At 58.1% G+C, this 18,954-nt stretch carries 15 protein-coding genes; 5 read left to right on the forward strand and 10 right to left on the reverse strand.

Annotated features, from left to right (window positions below; genetic code table 11):
- Window positions 1-207: 207 nt before the first annotated feature.
- From HQL76_16570 to HQL76_16600, 7 genes are all read right to left on the reverse strand, one after another.
- Complete coding sequence (locus HQL76_16570) at window positions 208-1,329, reverse strand: glycosyltransferase family 4 protein (protein ID MBF0110781.1); 1,122 nt, start codon at window positions 1,327-1,329, stop codon at window positions 208-210.
- Window positions 1,326-3,080 carry a lipid A export permease/ATP-binding protein MsbA gene (gene msbA / locus HQL76_16575; protein ID MBF0110782.1) on the reverse strand — a complete coding sequence of 585 codons (1,755 nt, stop codon included), beginning with the start codon at window positions 3,078-3,080 and terminating at the stop codon, window positions 1,326-1,328. Before msbA ends, HQL76_16570 begins: the two co-directional genes overlap by 4 nt.
- The gene (locus tag HQL76_16580) at window positions 3,077-4,255 is read right to left on the reverse strand and encodes a primosomal protein N' (replication factor Y) - superfamily II helicase (protein MBF0110783.1); all 1,179 of its coding nucleotides are present in this window, start codon (window positions 4,253-4,255) and stop codon (window positions 3,077-3,079) included. The genes msbA and HQL76_16580 overlap by 4 nt, the downstream gene beginning before the upstream one ends.
- A gap of 40 nt (window positions 4,256-4,295) precedes the next feature.
- Entirely contained in the window at window positions 4,296-5,423 is a 1,128-nt protein-coding gene (locus HQL76_16585) for an SPFH domain-containing protein (GenBank protein ID MBF0110784.1), read from the reverse strand.
- Window positions 5,424-5,462: 39 nt separating this feature from the next.
- Entirely contained in the window at window positions 5,463-7,493 is a 2,031-nt protein-coding gene (gene pbpC / locus HQL76_16590) for a penicillin-binding protein 1C (GenBank protein MBF0110785.1), read from the reverse strand.
- Between the two features lie 167 nt (window positions 7,494-7,660).
- Window positions 7,661-9,778: a cytochrome C gene (locus HQL76_16595; GenBank protein ID MBF0110786.1), complete on the reverse strand. Its 2,118-nt coding sequence runs from the start codon at window positions 9,776-9,778 to the stop codon at window positions 7,661-7,663.
- 26 nt (window positions 9,779-9,804) lie between these two features.
- Window positions 9,805-11,292, reverse strand: a complete 1,488-nt coding sequence (locus tag HQL76_16600) for a hydroxylamine oxidoreductase (protein MBF0110787.1) — start codon at window positions 11,290-11,292, stop codon at window positions 9,805-9,807.
- Window positions 11,293-11,516: 224 nt separating this feature from the next.
- Here HQL76_16600 and HQL76_16605 point away from each other — a divergent pair, with 224 nt between their 5' ends.
- From HQL76_16605 to HQL76_16615, 3 genes are read left to right on the forward strand one after another with little or no spacing between them, the layout of a single operon-like run.
- A complete protein-coding gene (locus tag HQL76_16605; protein MBF0110788.1) occupies window positions 11,517-12,092 on the forward strand; it encodes a DUF1640 domain-containing protein in 576 nt (191 codons plus the stop codon).
- A complete protein-coding gene (locus HQL76_16610) occupies window positions 12,089-12,682 on the forward strand; it encodes a DUF1640 domain-containing protein (protein ID MBF0110789.1) in 594 nt (197 codons plus the stop codon). The genes HQL76_16605 and HQL76_16610 overlap by 4 nt, the downstream gene beginning before the upstream one ends.
- The gene (locus HQL76_16615) at window positions 12,679-13,233 is read left to right on the forward strand and encodes a DUF1640 domain-containing protein (GenBank protein MBF0110790.1); all 555 of its coding nucleotides are present in this window, start codon (window positions 12,679-12,681) and stop codon (window positions 13,231-13,233) included. Before HQL76_16610 ends, HQL76_16615 begins: the two co-directional genes overlap by 4 nt.
- Window positions 13,234-13,249: 16 nt before the next feature.
- On the opposite strand, the gene HQL76_16620 is transcribed toward HQL76_16615, so the two are convergent.
- The 3 genes from HQL76_16620 to HQL76_16630 form a co-directional block, all read right to left on the reverse strand.
- Window positions 13,250-14,290 (reverse strand): class I SAM-dependent methyltransferase, encoded by a 1,041-nt coding sequence (locus HQL76_16620; GenBank protein MBF0110791.1) that lies wholly within the window; start codon window positions 14,288-14,290, stop codon window positions 13,250-13,252.
- Window positions 14,291-14,440: 150 nt separating this feature from the next.
- Window positions 14,441-15,547, reverse strand: coding sequence for a nitronate monooxygenase (locus tag HQL76_16625; GenBank protein ID MBF0110792.1), 1,107 nt, complete (start codon window positions 15,545-15,547; stop codon window positions 14,441-14,443).
- Between the two features lie 226 nt (window positions 15,548-15,773).
- Window positions 15,774-16,829, reverse strand: a complete 1,056-nt coding sequence (locus tag HQL76_16630; GenBank protein ID MBF0110793.1) for a folate-binding protein YgfZ — start codon at window positions 16,827-16,829, stop codon at window positions 15,774-15,776.
- 149 nt (window positions 16,830-16,978) lie between these two features.
- Between HQL76_16630 and thiC the strand changes: the two genes are divergently transcribed.
- A complete protein-coding gene (thiC, locus tag HQL76_16635; protein MBF0110794.1) occupies window positions 16,979-18,382 on the forward strand; it encodes a phosphomethylpyrimidine synthase ThiC in 1,404 nt (467 codons plus the stop codon).
- 43 nt (window positions 18,383-18,425) lie between these two features.
- The gene (msrB, locus tag HQL76_16640) at window positions 18,426-18,830 is read left to right on the forward strand and encodes a peptide-methionine (R)-S-oxide reductase MsrB (protein MBF0110795.1); all 405 of its coding nucleotides are present in this window, start codon (window positions 18,426-18,428) and stop codon (window positions 18,828-18,830) included.
- The last annotated feature ends 124 nt before the right edge of the window (window positions 18,831-18,954 follow it).

Below are 18,954 nucleotides of genomic sequence, written 5' to 3' on the forward strand. Positions count from 1 at the left end.
CTCCCCGGGCGTCTCTTCCAGCCGGATACGGATGTCATCCTCCAGCCCGGGCAGAAGCGCCTTTAAATCCTTCAATAATATCGCGGCGTCGATCATATCCTATCGTTCTCGTTCCTACAGCGGGATGAAGGTCTTTTCTTTTTTCGCGCAACGTTTTTTCCTTCCGGCGCAAAACAAAATCCCCTTTATGAACCCGCTTCGGTTGGATCACTTGTCGGCGACACGCTCAAGCAATCGCTCCATATCCGCCACCATCCGCTCCAGTCCAAAACGTTCCCGCGCCACGGCCAGCGCGTTCCGACCCAACTCTTCCGCCAAAGTCCGATCGCGAAGAATCCTTTCAAGAGCAGCCGTCAACGCCCCACTGTCCCTGGGGCGAACCAGAAGTCCATTGACCTCCGTCGTGAGAATCTCGGGAATGGATCCCACTGGCGTGCTGACCACGGGTAAACCACAGGCCATCGCCTGCATCAACGCCTGGGGAACCCCTTCGTTGCCATAGGAGGGAAGAGCAAACACATCCAAAGCATGCAACCAATCCACCGGATCGCGCTGATAACCGGCAAAGGACACCCGATCCTCGATACCCAGGTCCTTCGCCTGTCGATGAAGGCGCTCCTCCTGCGGACCATCCCCCACGACAACCAACCGTGAACGAAAACCGTCGGGACAGGATGATCGATATTCCCGAAAAGCCTCCAGAAGGTACCGATGCCCTTTCCAACTGCGCAAGGTCGCCACGATCCCGATGATTGTGTCCTCCTCCGGCAGACCAAGTTTCCGCCGTGCTCCCTGCCGGTCGCCCGGCGAAAAACGCTCCAGGTCGATCCCCGTCGGAATGGAGGTGATCCGATCCTCCGGATAGCGGTTGACCGTGATCAAACGATCGCGGATGGAGGTCCCGGTGGTGACGATATGACGGCTCGCCCGGGTATAAAGCCAACGGGTCGGCAGGTTGTCGGGGACCTCGGTGGAAACATGCCGCAGGCGGACGATGGGCGCGGGACGGGCCAGGGTTTGCGAGGCCAGCGCCACCAGCCAACTGTCGGTCGAACTGTGCGTCACCACGACATCGACCGGATGGGAAGCAAGCCACGAACGGACCGACCACAAGCCCGCCAGATTTTTTCTCCCGATGGGAACAAGGGTCACCGACACACCAGCGCGTTGTCCCTCCAGGGCGATTCTCGATGCGGCGGGACACAACAATTGAACCTCGTGACCACGCGCCGCCATGGCCCGGCTTTCGCTCAGGATGCGGATTTCCTGGCCGCCCCAGCCCATCGAGGCCTCCGTATGCACGATGCGCAGAAATTTTCGGGAGTTCATGGTGTTTCCAGGGACGTGTTCTGCAAAAATTGCAGGGTATGGAGCCGCGCATACTCACCATTCAATCCCAACAGATACTCGTGGGTCCCCTGCTCCACCACCCGTCCCTGGTTCAGAACCACGATCCGGTCGGCATTGCGAACCGTGGACAGGCGATGGGCGATCACCAGGGTCGTGTAGGCATCGATCAGACGATCCAGGGCATCCTGCACCAGACGTTCGTTTTCGCTGTCCAGGGCGCTGGTCGCCTCGTCAAGGATCAGGATGGAGGCGGGCTTGAGCAAGGCCCGGGCGATGGCGATCCGTTGCCGTTGCCCCCCGGACAGCATCAATCCCCGGTTGCCCACCCGCGTATCAAGCCCCTCCGGCAACTCCTGAATGAACTCCCAGGCATTGGCCATCCGCGCCGCCCGTTCCACCTCGTCCGGACCGGCATCCATCCGTCCGTAGGCGATGTTGTTGCGGATGGTATCGTTGAACAGCTGGTTTTCCTGATTGACTATGGCGATCTGACCGCGCAAACCGTCCAGGGTCATGTCGCGAATGTCCACGCCATCGATGACGATCCGCCCCGAACCAACGTCGAACAATCGCGGCAGCAGTTGCACCAACGTCGTCTTGCCGCTGCCGCTCTGCCCGACCAGGGCCACCTTTTCCCCCTTGCCGATCGTCAGATCAATCCCCGAAAGAACATCGTGATCACTGGATTCATAACGAAAACAGACCCCCTCGTAGCGAATCGATTCCCGGATCGGCGGTGGAACCACCGCCCCCGGACGCGCGACGATGGCGGCAGGGGTATCCATCAGTTCGAACACCCGCTGCGCCGCCGCCATGCCGCTTTGCAGATTGTTGTATAACATGGTGATTCGTTTCAACGGACTGTAGGCCATCATCAGAGCCGTCAGAAAAGAAAACAAAGTGCCGGGCGTGGTCTCGCCACTGACGATCGTCTCGCCGGAAACCAATACCACCGCACTGATGGCAATGCCGGCGACCATGTCCACCGCCGGCTTGGACACGGAATCGATCGCCGTCTCCCGGAGTTGGTTCTTCAGGACATGCCCGGTGATCCCGGAAAAAATGGCGCTTTCATGACCTTCCATGGAGAATGTCTTGACCACCTGCATCCCGGAAATGGTCTCTTCCAGATGAGAGGTGACCTCCTCCATCAATTCCTGGCGATTGCGGCTGAGACGACGCATCATCAGGCCAAAACGAAAGATCATATAACCCACCAGTGGAATGCCCATCACCGAAACCAGCGCCAAATCGGCCGCCTGATAGACCACCACCGCAAAAAGGGAAAGGACCGTGAACACCTCGCGGATGATGTCGGCAATCGTCGTCGAAACCACCGAGCGGATCATGTTGATGTCGAAAATCAATCGGGAAATATATCCACCCGTCGCCCGTCCCAGAAAATGAGCCAGGTCCAGATGGAGAATCTTTTCGTACAGACGGGTCTGCATGATCTGAACAAAGCGATGACCGACGGTAGTGATCAGATAGGACTGAAAGAAAAAGGCAATCCCGCGCACCACGAAGACGATCATGATCAAGAGCGGAATCCAGACGAGAAGCGCCGCATTTCTCTGGATGAACACATCGTCCACCAACGGTTGCACCATATAAGCGATGGCCCCGTTTCCCGCCGCCATGAACACCATGCACAGCATCGCGATGACAAGTTGCCCGACAAAAGGCCGAACCATCGACCACAGGCGCTGGTAGATACGCAAATCCTTCATAAGCTGTTTTTATTCCCGGCCCCCAGCCCCGAACTCCTGGCCCAGTCAAGAATCTCCTGTCCGAAGAAAAACCAGATCCCGCCCGACAGAGCCACCACCGATAGCACCGCAAATCCAATCTTGACCCAACTGTAAGGCCGCTCTCCCTGAACCTCTCCGGTCCGGCCATTGAGCAAAAAGCGGTAGATCCGGTCACCAAAACGATAGGTGCCGAGCCACACCGGCAGCAACAGATGTTTGAACGTGATCTCTTCATGACGGGTCGAACAATGATCGATCCTCTGAACATCGCCACCGATTTGATCCTTGATCCGCTCCTCGATCACCCCCGCCATCTTTCCCTTGGCAAGGGTCAGTCCTTCTTCCAGTCCGATCCGATAACTTTGGGCAATGAATCCCCCGACATATCCCGGATCATAGGCCACCAGATGTTCCAGGTCCCACGGTTCGAGTTTATCGGCCATATCCCGAGGCAACTGATCGCTTGCCATCACCAGGACATCGTCGAAGCGGTGGGTCAGGTGTCCCGCCACCGGAGTCCAACGGGTACGGGTGACGGTCCGGGTCTTCTGGACGCTTTTTCCATTTTCGATCGCGGTATAACGTTCCTGAACCTGGTAATGAATTCCCCGCTGCCCCTGGTAATCGCTTTCGGTCCGGGTATCGAAGGTCCAGTAGGGAACATACACGCCCCCGAGCGGCTGATCCCCCCGCGCCACCTTCTTGAGGCGATCGGGGGCAAACCAGCGACGCGAAACCCACTCACGGAACCGATCCCGCGCCTCTTTTTTTTCCACCGCAAACGGAAGAATCGCCGCCGGCTTGATCAAACGCCGCGAAGTTGCCTGAAGATCCATCGCCAGGCCACAGAAAGGACACGGCATCGCCACCGTTCCCCGTTCCGGTTCGAGGGATGCCCCGCATCCGGAACAGGAGACCAGAGAAACATCCCTCGCCTGGCCATCCCGGGTCGCCTTTTCGATCCAGGCGGAAAACTCAAGTTCCTCAATCCCACGTTCGACCGCGGCAATCTCCTGGGAATGGCCACAATGGCCACAGACCAGCGAAGAAACACCGGGTGAAAAACCGAGTCCGGCACCGCATCGGGCACAAGGAAACTGTCGTACCTCTCCAGGTTTCGCCGATTGATCGCTCTTGTCCTTGACCCGATTCATGCCATCCTCGTTCTTTTTTCTTTCAATAATTTATCATGAATCATTGTGGCACGGGCGGTGGGACGGCGGCCAGGGTCGGCCATTCCGGAAATCGATCCAAGGTTTCCCATTGCCCCATCCCCGGTTTCCAGGCCAGGGTCCGCCCCGTCACCTGACCCGAGGCGAGCCAACGCCGTACCCCCTCCAGATCGTAAGGACCCTGCTGCTGCCCTTGAAGAACCAGATGATAGGTGGAAACCGATTGGGGCGGCAACGGCGGCGGCGAAGGCGCCTGGGTGACCTGGGGCGGCGCTTGAAGTGGCGCGGGCTGGGAGGCCGGTCCCCAGGGCGATACCACCTGTCCTCCCAAAGCCATTCCCACCCCCATGCCCATCATGCCTCCCGCCGGTCCCGTATTTTCCGCCCCCTTTTCCATCGCCACGCCCGCCTGAAACCGATTGAACGCCCCCAGATCGCCGATCATTCCCATACTGGTCCGCTTGTCCAGGATTTTCTCGACCTCCTCGGGAAGAGAAATGTTCTCCACCAACGGTTTGCCCAGTTCCAGACCATATTCTTGAAACTCCGGACCCATCCGTTTTTGCAGCACCAACCCCAATTCGTCATACTGGGTCGAAAGATCCAACAAGGGAATCCTGCTTTCCGCCAGGACATCGGCAAAACGGGACACGAACAAGGAACGCAACTGTTCGGTGATCTCCTCCAGGGTGAACCGACCATCGGTGCCCACCACCGCCGCAACCAAAGCCTTGGGATCGATCACGCGCAGGGAAAAACTGCCAAAGCCGCGCAACCGTACCGGACCGAATTCGGGATCGCGCAACATGACCGGATTGCGTGTCCCCCATTTGATGTTGGTGAAGGTGCGCAAACTTACAAAATAGACCTCTGCCTTGAACGGGCTGGAAAAGCCGTATTTCCACCCCTGCAACGTACTCAATATCGGAATGTTCTTCGTCTCCAGGGTATACATTCCGGGAGAAAAACCGTCGGCCAGCCGTCCTTCATTGACGAACAGGGCGTGCTGCCCTTCGCGAACCGTGAGCCTGGCGCCAAATTTGATCTCGTTTCCATGGCGTTCAAAGCGGTAAACCAAAGTATCGGCGGAATCATCGATCCACTCGATGATGTCGATGAATTCCCCCGCGATCTTGGAGAAAAATCCCATCACGACCTCCCAAGGAAGATAACTTCGGCGCCGATCATGTCAGCGAACTTCGAACCGCGCATGATCCATCACCGCGCCCTGATCATCCAACAGTTCCAAAAAGTGCCGCCCCCGGACCGGAGCCCAACCCATTCCATGATCCAGTATCACCCCGTCGAGCCGCCACCGATACCCTGCCTGGAACGGATCCATGCGAAACAATACCCGTTCCCGCGCCGATGGAATGTCCGGATCCAACGCCATGATCACTCCGGTTCCGGGATAGCTGATCCGCACCCCACCCTGCCGCTGCCGAACCCGTTCCACCGTGGTCATCGCGGTACCGGAGACATACCATTCCTGGCGCGTCCCCTCTTCCTCCCGGGCAAACCGGGTCCGCGTCCGTTCCACGCCCGGTGGCGCCTCGGGATCGCCTCCCGATCCTCCAAGATAGGACATCACCGCCCGCCATGCCGGAGCGGCTCCCGAAACCCCCGACACATCATGCATCGGTTCGCCATCAAAGTTGCCGACCCAGACCCCCACCGTCCATTCGCGGGAAAAACCGACGCACCAATTGTCCCGCATCCCCTTGGAGGTCCCCGTCTTGACGGCGCTCCAGAAGGGAAGTTTCAAGGAATTGTCCAAACCGAAGGTTGCCACCCTGGCGGAAGGGTCGGCCAGGATGTCGGCGATGATAAACGCCGATTCCCGCGAAAATACCCGCGTTTCTTCTCCATCCCCCTGATCGACCCGCACCCGTGGTTGGGAAAACATTCCGCCATTGGCCAGGGTACGGTAGGCATTCACCAACTGCCACAGACGGACCTCCACCGATCCCAGTGCGATGGCGGGACCATAAAATTCGGCACGTTCCAAAATTCCCGAAAACCCGAGGCGGCGCAACCGGGTCACCACGGCATCCAGCCCCGTCAGAAGGAGCGCCTTGACCGCCGGAACATTGAGCGAGGAGGCCAGGGCCGTTCGAACACTGACCCATCCCATGAACCGATCATCATAATTGCGCGGGACATAGAGTCCCCGGCCCGTCACGATGTCCAATGGAGCATCCTCCAGAAGGGAGGCGGCGGTCAACCGTCGTTGTTCGATCGCCAGGCCATAAAGAAACGGTTTCAAGGTCGATCCTGCCTGACGCAACGCCTGGACCCCATCCACCTGACTGTCCGCTTCCCCGCGAGGGGCATTGCCGACATAGGCCAGGACGGTCCCGCGTTTGTTGGCAAGGACAAGGGCTGCGGCCTGGCGCACATTTTCTCCCGCCAGCCGCGCCAGTTCCGCATCCAGCACGCCGCGCACGAACCGTTGCAGATCGCCATCGAGCGTCGTGACAACGTCCCCTTCCCCATCGCCGTTTTTCAAAAGGGCGCGCGCCAGGTGCGGTGCCTCCGATCGCAGCGGGGAAATCCATCGTCCCCGGCGCGACATCCGATCCACATCTTCCCGCACCGCGTCACAGGGGCGTGACGGCGCAACCCGCGCCGCCAGCCGACAGGCCCTGGCCACAATCTCCGCGTCACGGGCATTGGGAGACCGCAACAAGGAGGCGAGGATCACGCCGTCACTCCGGGTCAAGGCGTCCGCCCCCTTGTCGAACAATCCACGGGCCGCCGTCCCGATCCCTTCCATCTCGCCGCGAAAGGTGACCCGGTTGAGATAGGCCTCCAGTATTTCATCCTTGCTCCAGGTTTGTTCGAGTCCCCAGGCCGCCCGCATCTGCCGCCATTTTTCCCCAAGACTCCTGCCACCGGCACGGCCTGCGAGATTGTGGTCCAAAAGCCCCGCCAACTGCATGGTGATGGTGGAACCGCCCCGCCGCCCGCTTCCCGTCAAGCGCCCCCGGAACGCCGCCATGAGCGCACGCCAATCAACGCCACCATGATGGCGAAAGCGACGGTCCTCGGCGGCAACCAGGATCTCCAGGGCCAAAGGCGAGACCTCGCGAAGCGGTGTCCAGGAAAGTCTGCGTCCCCTGAAGGAGACCCGCGTCTCGTGCAGAACAGTCCCCGTTCGGTCGAGCAACAGCTGATCACTCGGACGCCACGAAGCGCGCACTTCGGCAAAGGAAGGCATCGCCCGGCCCCACCCCCACGCCGTCCATCCCGCGAGAAAAAGCATCGCCGCGATCACGCCCCCTCCGATCAGGAACAACCGAATCCCGGATAAAAACGGGACCCAGGGATCCGGAGCGGGCGTCCCCATTCCGGAAGGAGTTTCAGGTCCCACTCCGGAATGAGCGTTCAGATCTTTCCTTCCCACAGGTGGAGGCCAAAACCGCTCAGGGTGATGAACAACAGTGTCAGACCGATGGCAATCAGGGCAAACCCAAGGACATGTGACCAGAATTTCAGTCTGGAAGAGGGCGGGGCAACCAGAATGCGCTCCAACTGACCGTTTTCCATCAATCGACGGTATTCCACCTGTCGCTCATGTTTGAACTCGGATACGGGCATGCGACCGACGAACATCATGATGTCGAGGGGAAACTTGCTCGGACGAAAATGGCAGTTGAAAAAATGGACCGAGAAGATGAACACGACCGCCAGAAAGGCCTCCTCGCCATGAATGATGGTGGCGACATTGAAGACCCATCCCGGAAGAAATTCACCCGCCACCCTGGGAAACCACAGGACCAATCCTGAAGAGCCGATGATGAACATGCCCCAGAAGGGGGCCCAGTAATCAAATTTTTCCCAATAGCTCCAATGATCGAAGACAGGCCGCGGCCCCCGGCCCAGAAACCAGCGCACCATGGCGATGAAATCCTTGAGATCCTGCCAGTTGGGGACAAGCGAAGTCGGCCCGAACCAGCGAAAGGTGCCGCGACCGCGCCAGAAAATGCGATAAAGAACCGCTCCCAAATGCATGAAGAACACCAGGGAAAACAACACCGCCGCCACCCGGTGGACAATGGCCATCACCGGCGCCCCGCCGATGAAACGCGCCACCCAGGGGGCCCAGAAGGCATCGGGATACAGCACCGTCATCCCGGTAAAGGCCAGGGTCATGATCGACAAGGCAAAGGTCAGGTGGGCCAACCGCCACAAGGGGGGAAACCGTTGCACCCACGTCCTTCCATCCCCGCCCTTCACCACGGAAACGTCCTCGACTCCGGGTCTCAGGCCCGCCTTCCTTTCCTGCGATTCACGATAAAACCACAGCGCCGAATGACTCCAGAAAAAGAGAAAAACCCCCGCCAGCAACAGCAGCATGAATTTGGAGGCCAACCACAGTTCCGGATAGCGTTCAAAGTCATGGGCGTTGCCATGGGGAAGAAAGGTCAAAAAACCCGGTGATACATCGGCATGACATTTCCGGCAGGTCTTTTCCCTGTTTGTTCCGGAAACGGGAGAATCGGGGGCGGAAACACGGACATTGGAATGGGCGGAATGGCAATCATAACATTTGGCGGTGTGGGCGTATCCCAGGACATTGACCTGTCCGTGATACGTTTTGACATAGGTTTCATAGGATTCCTGATGACAGTTGCCACAACTCTTGGTGATGACCAGCTTGGCGGGATTCTGGTGCGGCGAGGAGATTTTGTGCGCGGTATGGCAATCGGCGCATACCGCCGCCTTGACATTGCCAAAACGCAAGACCTCCGCACCATGCACCGAATTTTCGTACAGACGCAGTTGCTCCTGATGGCAACGACCGCAGACCACCGGAGTGGACAGGCGAAACGCTTCGCGTCCCTCCGTTCCCTTGGCGGCAATCGTGTGGCCGTCATGACAATCGGGACAACCGGCATTGAGTTTTCCCGAACCATCCTTGCGCGGTTGGCCATGGACCGATTCCATGTAGAAGGCGATGTTTTGCACCACCTTGTCCAGGACCGCATCATCATGTCCATGCAACCGCCCCCATCCCTTGCGGTGCAGGTCACTGTGACAGCGGATGCAATCGACGCCTTCCCCCTCCTTCAACACATGGGGAATCAGGGTAATGTCGCGGTGGCACTCGACGCACAACCGCTTGCCGTGAACGCTCTGTTGCAATTGTTCCCGATCGACGTACAGGGAACGTTGTTTGGAGCGAATCCCCGCCCCCAGGGGAACACTGAACCCCTTCTCCCCATGGCACCCATAACAACGAACATCCGAGGTATTGCCATCGACCGGGATGGGAGTTGTCTCCTCCATGCCAGCGAGACCACGCCACTGGAGCGGTTCCGCTCCCGGAATCCCCTGGGGTGGTGAAATGGCATCACCACCGATGTTCCCAGCAGGGTCATCCGTCCGCGGTATTCCGGCTTGTTCCTGGGCCTGGACGGTTGCGACGAAAGACAGGATCAGCCCGACGATCAAGACCAGCGCCTCGAACCGCATCCTTCCGCCCCGTCCCCGCGATGCCATCCGCCCGCATCCCATGTTCCGGTCCGTCATGGTCCGGGGTTGGCCCTGGCCGGTTGATCCACCCCCTTGGCCCCCCGCAACCAGGCGTGTTCGGGACGGGCGAGGATGGCTTCAAGAACCAGGGCCACCTCATCAGCCGCCTCCTTTTTCCCGGAAGAGCGGGCCTGGAGAATCAAATTCTGCGCCTGGTTGATCAACTGGGTATAGAACAACCGGGAAATATCGTGAAATCCCTGCCATTGAACATAATCGGGGGCCTGCATCGAGGCTCCCTGACGCACCCGGCGCCCCGCCTGATGCCAGATTTCAAACCAGGTCCATTCGATGGCCTCGTCAAAATCGACCGCGGTCCGAAGTCCTGTTTTGGCCAAACTGTTCATCAGATCCTGGGCCGGTTGGGCAAACTTGGCATTGTAGAGTGACACGACATTGTCATACTGTTCATAGAAATTTTCGACGATGGATTCGGTATGGCAGGAAAAGCACACTTCCTGCATCCGTTTCCGGTTTTCCTTCCAGGAGGTCCCTGTTTTTTCCGGATTATTTTCCAGTCCGTCGCCAACCTTGCGCGACACGGGCGATTTAAGGTCCCAACTGATGCGATGACTGACATCATGGGTCAGAGGGGATTCGACAGTAGCCGACATGTGACATGTGGCGCAGGTCGGTCCGGTATCATAGTCCTCTCCCGGCACCCATTTGGGAGACTCCAGTTTCAACCGTTCCAGGTTGGCGTAGAAGTTGATGCCATGCTTGGACTCATCATAGATTTCCTTCTGGGGATGGGCCGGTCCGCGATGGCACTTGCCGCAGGCCTCGGGACGACGGGCCTGGATCTGGGAAAATTCATGGCGTTGATGGCAGGCGGTACAGGCGCCACGCGAACCGTCGGGATTGATGCGACCAATACCGCTGTTGGGCCAGGTCGTCGCCTCCAGTTTTCCACCCGACTTGACCCGAACCTCCGAACCGTGACACTGGGTACACCCGTGGCGTCCGGCGGCAGCGTGGAGTTCATCGGGCATCCCCTGGACCGCGGAGGCAAGAAAATAAGCGGGACTTTCCTTGATGTCCCCGGCGCGGGAATGAACGCTCTGGGTGAACTCCTTGGCCTCCCGTTCATGGCAACGCCCGCAATCCTTGGGACTGACGATCACGGAAATCAAAAATTTCTTGTGCATGAAGGCATCCGGGTCCCCCTGCTCTGCCCGGTGGCATTCATAGCAGCCGACGTTGGCGCCATAATGCTTGGAACTGCCCCATTGTTGATAGAGACCCCGGTTGTCCTCGATGTGGCAGGAGACGCAGGTGGCGCTCTCCTTGCTCAGGGAATCGAAGGTTTTTCGTGGCGCCTTTTCGGGTTCGGCTGGGGCGACCGGCGGAAAAGTTTCCACCCTGGCGGTCGAATCGACCGCTTCCGACGTGTCACCGGCCCACGAAACGCCAAAAAACATCAGCACAACCATTGCCGTCAACAGCAATGGAACCATCCTCGCCCCCTTCATTCCCATCATGACCGGTCACCCGTCTGCTGTTTTCAAGAAAGAACATCATCGGATTGTACTTGAGGACTGTCGCCGCCCCGATTTCCCCTCCTGCCGCCTTCATGTTGCTTCATCGGCAAGGGCAAGTCAATCATGATGATGCACGAATGGACCATGATCGAACAATGGTGGATCCTCATGGCGAAAAAGGATACACTTGAATTGCCGGACAACAAAGGGCACAAAAATTCAGCATGTTCAAATCAATCTGGACACCCGAGGAACACGCCATGAACGGACCCGTGATGTTCGACACGTTGGCCTATACCAAAAAACTGAAATCGGTCGGTTTTTCCGAAGCCCAGGCCGAAGTTCAGGCCGAGACCATCATCGCGTTGTTGGAAGAACGGTTGGCCACCAAGGTGGACATCGAAATGGTCAAGCGCGACATCGAAAACTCAAGAGCCGAACTCAAACGCGACATCGAAAACACAAGAGCCGAACTCAAACGCGACATCGAAATGGTCAAACGCGACATCGAAAACACAAGAGCCGAACTCAAACGCGACATCGAAAACACAAACGTTGAACTCAAGCGGGATTTGAAAGAACTCGAACTGCGCATGATCATCAAGATGGGAGCGATGATTCTGGCTGCGGTCGGCCTGTTGGTGACCGCTCAGCGACTCTGGCCCATTCAGATTCAGTACATTCCCCCCGGAATCCATCAAGAAACCCAGGCAACGCCCCTCCAAACGCCGATGCTGCCCGCCGTTCCCGCGCAACATGGCGGATCATCGCTTCCTGGACAACCGAGGAACACGCAATGAACGGATCCGTGATGTTCGACACGTTGGCCTTCGCCAAAAAGTTGAAGTCGGTCGGTTTTTCCGATGCCCAAGCCGAAGTTCAGGCCGAGACCATCGTCACGTTGTTGGAAGAACGGCTGGCCACCAAGGTGGACACCGAGATGGTCAAACGCGACATCGAGAACTCAAGAGCCGAACTCAAGCGTGATATCGAAAATATAAGAGCCGAACTCAAGCGTGATATCGAAAATATAAGAACCGAACTCAAGCATGATATCGAGAATATAAGAGCCGAACTCAAGCACGACATCGAAATCGTCAAGCGCGACATCGAAATCGTCAAACGCGACATCGAAAACACGAAGGTTGAACTCAAGCGGGATTTGAAGGAACTTGAACTGCGCATGATCATCAAGATGGGAGCGATGATTCTGGCTGCGGTCGGCCTGTTGGTGACCGCTCAGCGACTCTGGCCCATTCAGGTTCAGTACATTCCCCCCGGAATCCATCAAGAAACCCAGGCAACGCCCCTCCAAACGCCGATGCTGCCCGCCGTTCCCGCGCAACATGGCGGATCATCGCTTCCTGGACAACCGAGGAACACGCAATGAACGGATCCGTGATGTTCGACACGTTGGCCTTCGCCAAAAAGTTGAAGTCGGTCGGTTTTTCCGATGCCCAAGCCGAAGTTCAGGCCGAGACCATCGTCACGTTGTTGGAAGAACGGCTGGCCACCAAGGTGGACACCGAGATGGTCAAACGCGACATCGAGAACTCAAGAGCCGAACTCAAGCGTGATATCGAAAATATAAGAGCCGAACTCAAGCGTGATATCGAAAATATAAGAACCGAACTCAAGCATGATATCGAGAATATAAGAGCCGAACTCAAGCACGACATCGAAATCGTCAAGCGCGACATCGAAATCGTCAAACGCGACATCGAAAACACGAAGGTTGAACTCAAGCGGGATTTGAAGGAACTTGAACTGCGCATGATCATCAAGATGGGAGCGATGATTCTGGCTGCGGTCGGCCTGTTGGTGACCGCTCAGCGACTCTGGCCCATTCAGGTTCAGTACATTCCCCCCGGAATCCATCAAGAAACCCAGGCAACGCCCCTCCAGACGCCGGTGCTGCCCGCCGTTCCCGCGCAACATTGAATCGCGATTGGGATCCCTATCCCTTCCAGGCGCGGCAAACGGAAAAACGACTGTTTTCCAGGACTGTCTCGACCAGGAAATCTCCTTGTCGCAACAGACGGCCATATTCGAGAAAATTGTTGCTCACAAACCACAGACTGCCACCCGGACGAAGGAGGGAGGCGGCCTGATTGAAGAAAGACCGCGAAGGTCCCAATTCGTTGCGGGCGCCGCGATGAAAGGGGGGATTGGTCACGATGGTCGAATAGGTGTTCCGGGACACCTCGTGGCCGAGGCCATCCTCCAGAAATACCACCGTTCGATCCTCAAGGCCATTTCGACGAATCGTTTCCCGGGCTGCCCGAACCGCCGCCACCTGGTCATCGGCCATCACGATTTCCGCCTGGGGCCAGCGACGCGCCAAAACCACCCCCAAAAGGCCATATCCGCACCCCCAGTCCAACACTTTTTCACCCGGATCCCGATCGATCATGGCCTGAAGCAACATCAAGGACCCCTCATCGGCCTCGGTCCAGGAGAATACCCCCGGCAATGTCGCGAACTCCAGTCCCTCATGAATGAACCGGTGAAACGGATCGTCGTGGTGGGATGGCTGCGGTTCCTCCTCCCTGCCCAGGGAAACCAGGCGCATGTGTCCCTTGATCAGGGCCACCTCGGCGGAAGGATATTTTTTTCCCAACGAACGGATACCGTGTTCCCGAATCCCATAGATCCAAAGGCGTCCGGAAGGACCCAGGCAATCCATGGCCTGCCACACCGTCGATCGAATCGCCTCCCGCCCCTGGGGCAATTCCAGCAACAGGTGGTCCCCTTTTTGTCCGGCGGTTGGATGATCGTGAAGAACCCAGTTCAACCGGGGCCATGTGGCAAACTGTTGGACGATGGAGGCGCGTGCGGCGACGACGCATCCCGTAAACCCGTGGCTGCGCAGTGGTCCCACGGGTGATGGAAAGGCCGGATCCTGGTGGACCAGGTGGACATGAGACAGCCTTTCCACGGGGACAAGTCCTGGAAGGGCGCGAAAAAACCGTTCCTGGGAACGGGGACCGGGATTCACGATTCAAACTCCGTCATGATGGCGATTGTCGGGGACCACGAATCCCTGGCGCTTCAAGCGCCTTTGGACCAGGGATCGTCCAGGGAAAAACGGGCGCACTGGATTGATCACTCCCAGGAGGATGCCAATCTTTCCGGGATGGGGGTGCTGTCAGGAGGATGCCGGTCTTCCTGTTTTCAACTCGTCAAATATGTCATGAACATGCATCATACGGGTATGGCGTACCGCGTTGGTTCCGGTAAAGACCAACCCATGGGTCATGTTTCCCTGCTGGGCGTGGTGCAGGGCGGCGGCGACGCAAAAGGCCTCCTTCTGTTCGCGGCAGAGACAATATTCCAGACAGGTGGCGAAGCAATGATCGGCGACTTCCCCGCCGCGAAACAAGGTACGGGTAAATTCGGTATTGATGGCGCGACCGGGAAGTCCCGCCGGCGAATCGACGATGACCACATCCCCTTCCCTGGCATCGATGAAGGCCTGTTTAAAGTTGGGATGGGCATCGCATTCGTAGGTGCAGAGGAAGCGGCTGGCCATCTGCACCCCCTTGGCCCCAAGCGCGAGGGCGTGATCGATGTCCTTTCGATCCCATACCCCGCCAGCGGTCACGATTGGAATCTCATCGTTGTATTCGGTCCGCGACCATTCGGCCAACTCGGGAACGACGACATCGGAACCGTGTTGGGCATCGAACAATTGCCGACGATTGACCCCCAGATGCCCCCCCGCCACATTGGGATCCTCGAAGACGTAGGCATCGGGAATTCTTTTATAGAGTTTGAACCATCGTTTTGCCAGGAGTTTGGCGGCACGCAGGGAGGAGACGATGGGAACCAGGGCGGTCCTGGGATTGGCCTGGGCGAACTCCGGCAGGCGCAACGGCAATCCCGCCCCGGAGATGATCAACTGCGCCCCGTATTCGACCGAGGTGCGCACCATCGCCTCGTAATCCTTGATGGCGACCATGCAGTTGGTACCGATGATTCCGTGGGGACTTTTCTCCCGGGTCAAGGCCAATTCCTCGATCAGGGCTTTTATATTGGCACGGAAATAATCTTTTCCCTTTTTATAATAACGGGAGGCCAGGGAAAGGGCGACGGTGGCGATGATCCCCGCGCCCCCTTCATTGGCCACGGCGGAGGCCAGGCCATTGGCCGAAACACGGATTCCCATTCCTCCCTGAATGATGGGAATGGGAATGACATGATCGCCGATGCGCAATGGCGGCAGGGGCGTTACCTCGGTCGAAGATGATTCCATGGACGGTGATGATTTCCGGAAAAAGTTTTTACCTGGGACTGCATTCGATGACCGTTGTTTCTGGGAAGGTCAATCACAACTGCCGACGCCGGAGACGATTCTACAGGAATCCCCTTGTATCCGCCATCCTCGCCGAAACGGGACGAATGCGAAAATCCTCGATGACGCGCAGCGGATCCCCCCTGCCGTTTCCGCCGCTGTCCGAACCAGAACGACGTGCGCATTCTCAGGACAATTCCCAGGTTGCCCACTCCGGTTTTCTCACGGATACCGCTCGGCCCAGGGCCGTCAGGGGAAGTCCGGTCGCCACATCGCTCAACCGCAACACCGCAAGCCCCCGCAAACCACCCCCATGGACAACGATGCTGGTCACCGCGCCCACCTCCCTGCCCGACGGCAAAACCACCGGAGTCCCCAGGGGAAGTTCTCCGACGCCATCGATGGAAAGGTGAAACAATCTTTTCTTGAGCGTGCCACGATGGTGGGTTCGGGCCGTGGTTTCCTGGCCGACATAGCACCCTTTCTGGAAACTGACGGCATTCATCTCCAAAGCCCCCGCCTCCAGAGGGAGGGTTTCTCCGGGAAGCCATTCCGCGCCGCCCCGGGGAAGCGCGTTGATGATGCGACAGGTTTCCCATGCCACGCAGCCTGCCGCGGGCGCCACCGCCGCCATCCGTTGCCAAAGGTCGAAGAAGCCGTCGCCGGGGACGCGAAGGCGAAAACCGAACGCCGGATGCCTTGGATCGCGCCAGATTTTTAACTGTTCGTCGAGCGGCCATACGGTTCCCAAGGAGGCTCCGGCAAAGTCGATTCCCGGAAAGACCTTGGCCAGGGCGTATCCCGCGTCCGGTCCGACCACCCCGAGAATGCCCCATCGTTGTTGCGGAACCTCGATGGCAACCTTGGAGCGCAGGCGGTAGAAATTCAACGCCGACACCAGGGCATCCACCGCATCGGGCTCGGTATCCAGAACAACCGTCTCCCCGTGATCGAGCAGCGTGAAATCCCACTGGAACCGTCCCTGAGGGGAGAGCATGGCGGTATAAAGACAACGGTCGGGACGCAAATCCTTGACCTGATTGGTCACCAACCCCCCAAGAAAGGTCGTTCGATCCATACCCGACAGGACCACCGTTCCCCGATGGGAAAAATCGACGCACCCGCACCGGACCAGAAGCCCTTGTAATTCGGCTTCGGGATCGCCAAAGTGAAGCGGGGTGGTTTTTCCCCGATCGGTCGTCCAGGCAATCCCCGGATTCAGGTGTGGTTCGAGCAGACTCATGGGGAAAACTCCTTGTCAAGAACACCCCGGGATACGCACAATACGGGGTCCGAAGAATCGACGACGGGACATCCGAACGGTGTCCGATCGGTCGGTGTCGCCCCTTCACGCAGGGTATGCGGTTACGAATCCACGGGAGAAACCTCAACATGTCAGCTTTTCGTACCGACTGGGTCAAGGGACGCACGGGTAACGTTACCCAGATGCACTATGCACGGCAAGGGGTGATCACGCCCGAAATGCAACACGTCGCACAGGCCGAGCGATTGACCGCGGAAACGGTCCTGGAGGAGGTGGCGCGCGGACGGATGGTCATTCCCGCCAACATCAACCATCCGGAACTGCACCCCCTGGGAATCGGCATCGCCGCCAGATGCAAAATCAACGCTAATATTGGAAATTCGCAGATTTCATCGAGCATCGAGGAGGAACTGGAAAAATTGCACCTTTCCGTCCGCTTCGGTGCCGACACGGTCATGGATCTTTCGACCGGTCGATCCATTCCCCAGATTCGCGAACGTATTCTGCGCAACGCCCCCGTTCCCATCGGCACCGTTCCCATCTACGAAGTGATCGAACGGATGCCCGACGTCCGCCACCTGACCGCCGACATGATGCTCGATGTCATCGAGGAACAGGCGCGGCAGGGGGTGGATTACATGACGGTCCACTGCGGCGTGGTCATGGAGGTGTTGCCATTGATCGAAAGCCGCATCACCAAGATCGTTTCCCGGGGGGGCGCCCTGATGGCCCAGTGGATGCTCCACCATGAACGGGAAAATCCCCTTTTTGTCCATTTCGACCGTTTGCTGGAAATCTGCAAACGACATGATGTCACCCTTTCACTGGGAGACGGTCTGCGCCCCGGGTCGCTCCACGATGCCTCCGACGCTGCCCAGTTCACCGAGCTGCGCATCCTCGGTGAACTGACGCTCCGGGCCTGGGAACAGGATGTCCAGGTGATGATCGAAGGCCCCGGTCATGTTCCGATGGATCAGATCGAAATGAACATGGAGAAGGAACGGCAATTGTGCCATGAAGCCCCATTTTACGTCCTTGGTCCCCTGGTGACCGACATTGCCGCCGGCTATGACCACATCGCCTCGGCGATCGGCGGAGCCATTGCCGCCTGGAAAGGGGCATCGATGTTGTGCTATGTCACCCCCAAGGAACACCTTGGGCTTCCCAACGCCGAGGATGTCCGCAACGGCATCATCGCCTACAAGATCGCCGCCCACGCCGCCGACATCGCCCGCCACCGTCCCGGCGTCCGCGACCGGGATGACGAAATGAGCCGCGCCCGGTACCGGTTCGATTGGAACCGGCAGTTCGAACTTGCCCTCGATTCCGACAGGGCACGCGAATACCATGATCAAACCCTCCCCGAGACGGCCCACAGAAACGCCGAGTTCTGCTCGATGTGCGGTCCCAGGTTCTGTGCCTACCGGTTGTCGCGGGATGTGACCGAAAAATATCGTGGCGTGGCGGAAAAGTTTCTGCCCGGATTTTGTCCCGAATCCACGGTCGCCAACGCACCCATGGACCCTGCCTGATGTGGTATGCAGGCCATTTCATGACCCCGTTGAAGGTGTCTTCGTGAACAGAATCGTAAAATCCGAATCCGAATGGATGAAATCACTGACCCCGGAGCAGTTCCGGGTTTGTCGCCGCAATGGAACCGAACCTGCGTTCACGGGGCACTATCATGATTGCACCGATCCGGGGAACTATCGGTGCGTTTGTTGCGGCGCCGAATTGTTTTCCTCGAAAACAAAATTCGCTTCAGGATGCGGCTGGCCAAGTTTTTCGGCGCCATGCGACGTCACCAGCCTGACGACCCAAGAAGACCACTCCTTCGGCATGCATCGTCTTGAAGTCCGCTGCGCTCGATGTGATGCCCATCTTGGTCATGTCTTCAATGACGGCCCGCAACCGACCGGCCTGCGTTATTGCATCAATTCGGTCGCCATTGTGCTTGATCCAGATAAAAAGAAAACGTAACGGCCCAGGTCCCCCCGGGATCGGAATTATTGAAAGAAAAAAGGGGTCTGGGGGATTGCCCCCAGGGTTTTGATTTTGTTTTTGACTTTAGTTTTTTACACGCCATTTCACCCGAAGCGAATTT

It is taken from the genome of Magnetococcales bacterium, from assembly GCA_015228815.1.
Taxonomy (GTDB): domain Bacteria; phylum Pseudomonadota; class Magnetococcia; order Magnetococcales; family UBA8363; genus UBA8363.

Bases quoted from the DNA above. Each gene is read 5' to 3' on its own strand.
- HQL76_16595 (MBF0110786.1), bottom strand. From the start codon at position 9,778: ATGGCATCGCGGGGACGGGGCGGAAGGATGCGGTTCGAGGCGCTGGTC.
- pbpC (MBF0110785.1), bottom strand. From the start codon at position 7,493: ATGCCTTCCTTTGCCGAAGTGCGCGCTTCGTGGCGTCCGAGTGATCAG.
- HQL76_16625 (MBF0110792.1), bottom strand. From the start codon at position 15,547: ATGGAATCATCTTCGACCGAGGTAACGCCCCTGCCGCCATTGCGCATC.
- HQL76_16605 (MBF0110788.1), top strand. From the start codon at position 11,517: ATGTTCAAATCAATCTGGACACCCGAGGAACACGCCATGAACGGACCC.
- msbA (MBF0110782.1), bottom strand. From the start codon at position 3,080: ATGAAGGATTTGCGTATCTACCAGCGCCTGTGGTCGATGGTTCGGCCT.
- thiC (MBF0110794.1), top strand. From the start codon at position 16,979: ATGTCAGCTTTTCGTACCGACTGGGTCAAGGGACGCACGGGTAACGTT.
- HQL76_16585 (MBF0110784.1), bottom strand. From the start codon at position 5,423: ATGGGATTTTTCTCCAAGATCGCGGGGGAATTCATCGACATCATCGAG.
- HQL76_16580 (MBF0110783.1), bottom strand. From the start codon at position 4,255: ATGAATCGGGTCAAGGACAAGAGCGATCAATCGGCGAAACCTGGAGAG.
- HQL76_16610 (MBF0110789.1), top strand. From the start codon at position 12,089: ATGAACGGATCCGTGATGTTCGACACGTTGGCCTTCGCCAAAAAGTTG.
- HQL76_16570 (MBF0110781.1), bottom strand. From the start codon at position 1,329: ATGAACTCCCGAAAATTTCTGCGCATCGTGCATACGGAGGCCTCGATG.
- HQL76_16600 (MBF0110787.1), bottom strand. From the start codon at position 11,292: ATGATGGGAATGAAGGGGGCGAGGATGGTTCCATTGCTGTTGACGGCA.
- HQL76_16630 (MBF0110793.1), bottom strand. From the start codon at position 16,829: ATGAGTCTGCTCGAACCACACCTGAATCCGGGGATTGCCTGGACGACC.
- HQL76_16615 (MBF0110790.1), top strand. From the start codon at position 12,679: ATGAACGGATCCGTGATGTTCGACACGTTGGCCTTCGCCAAAAAGTTG.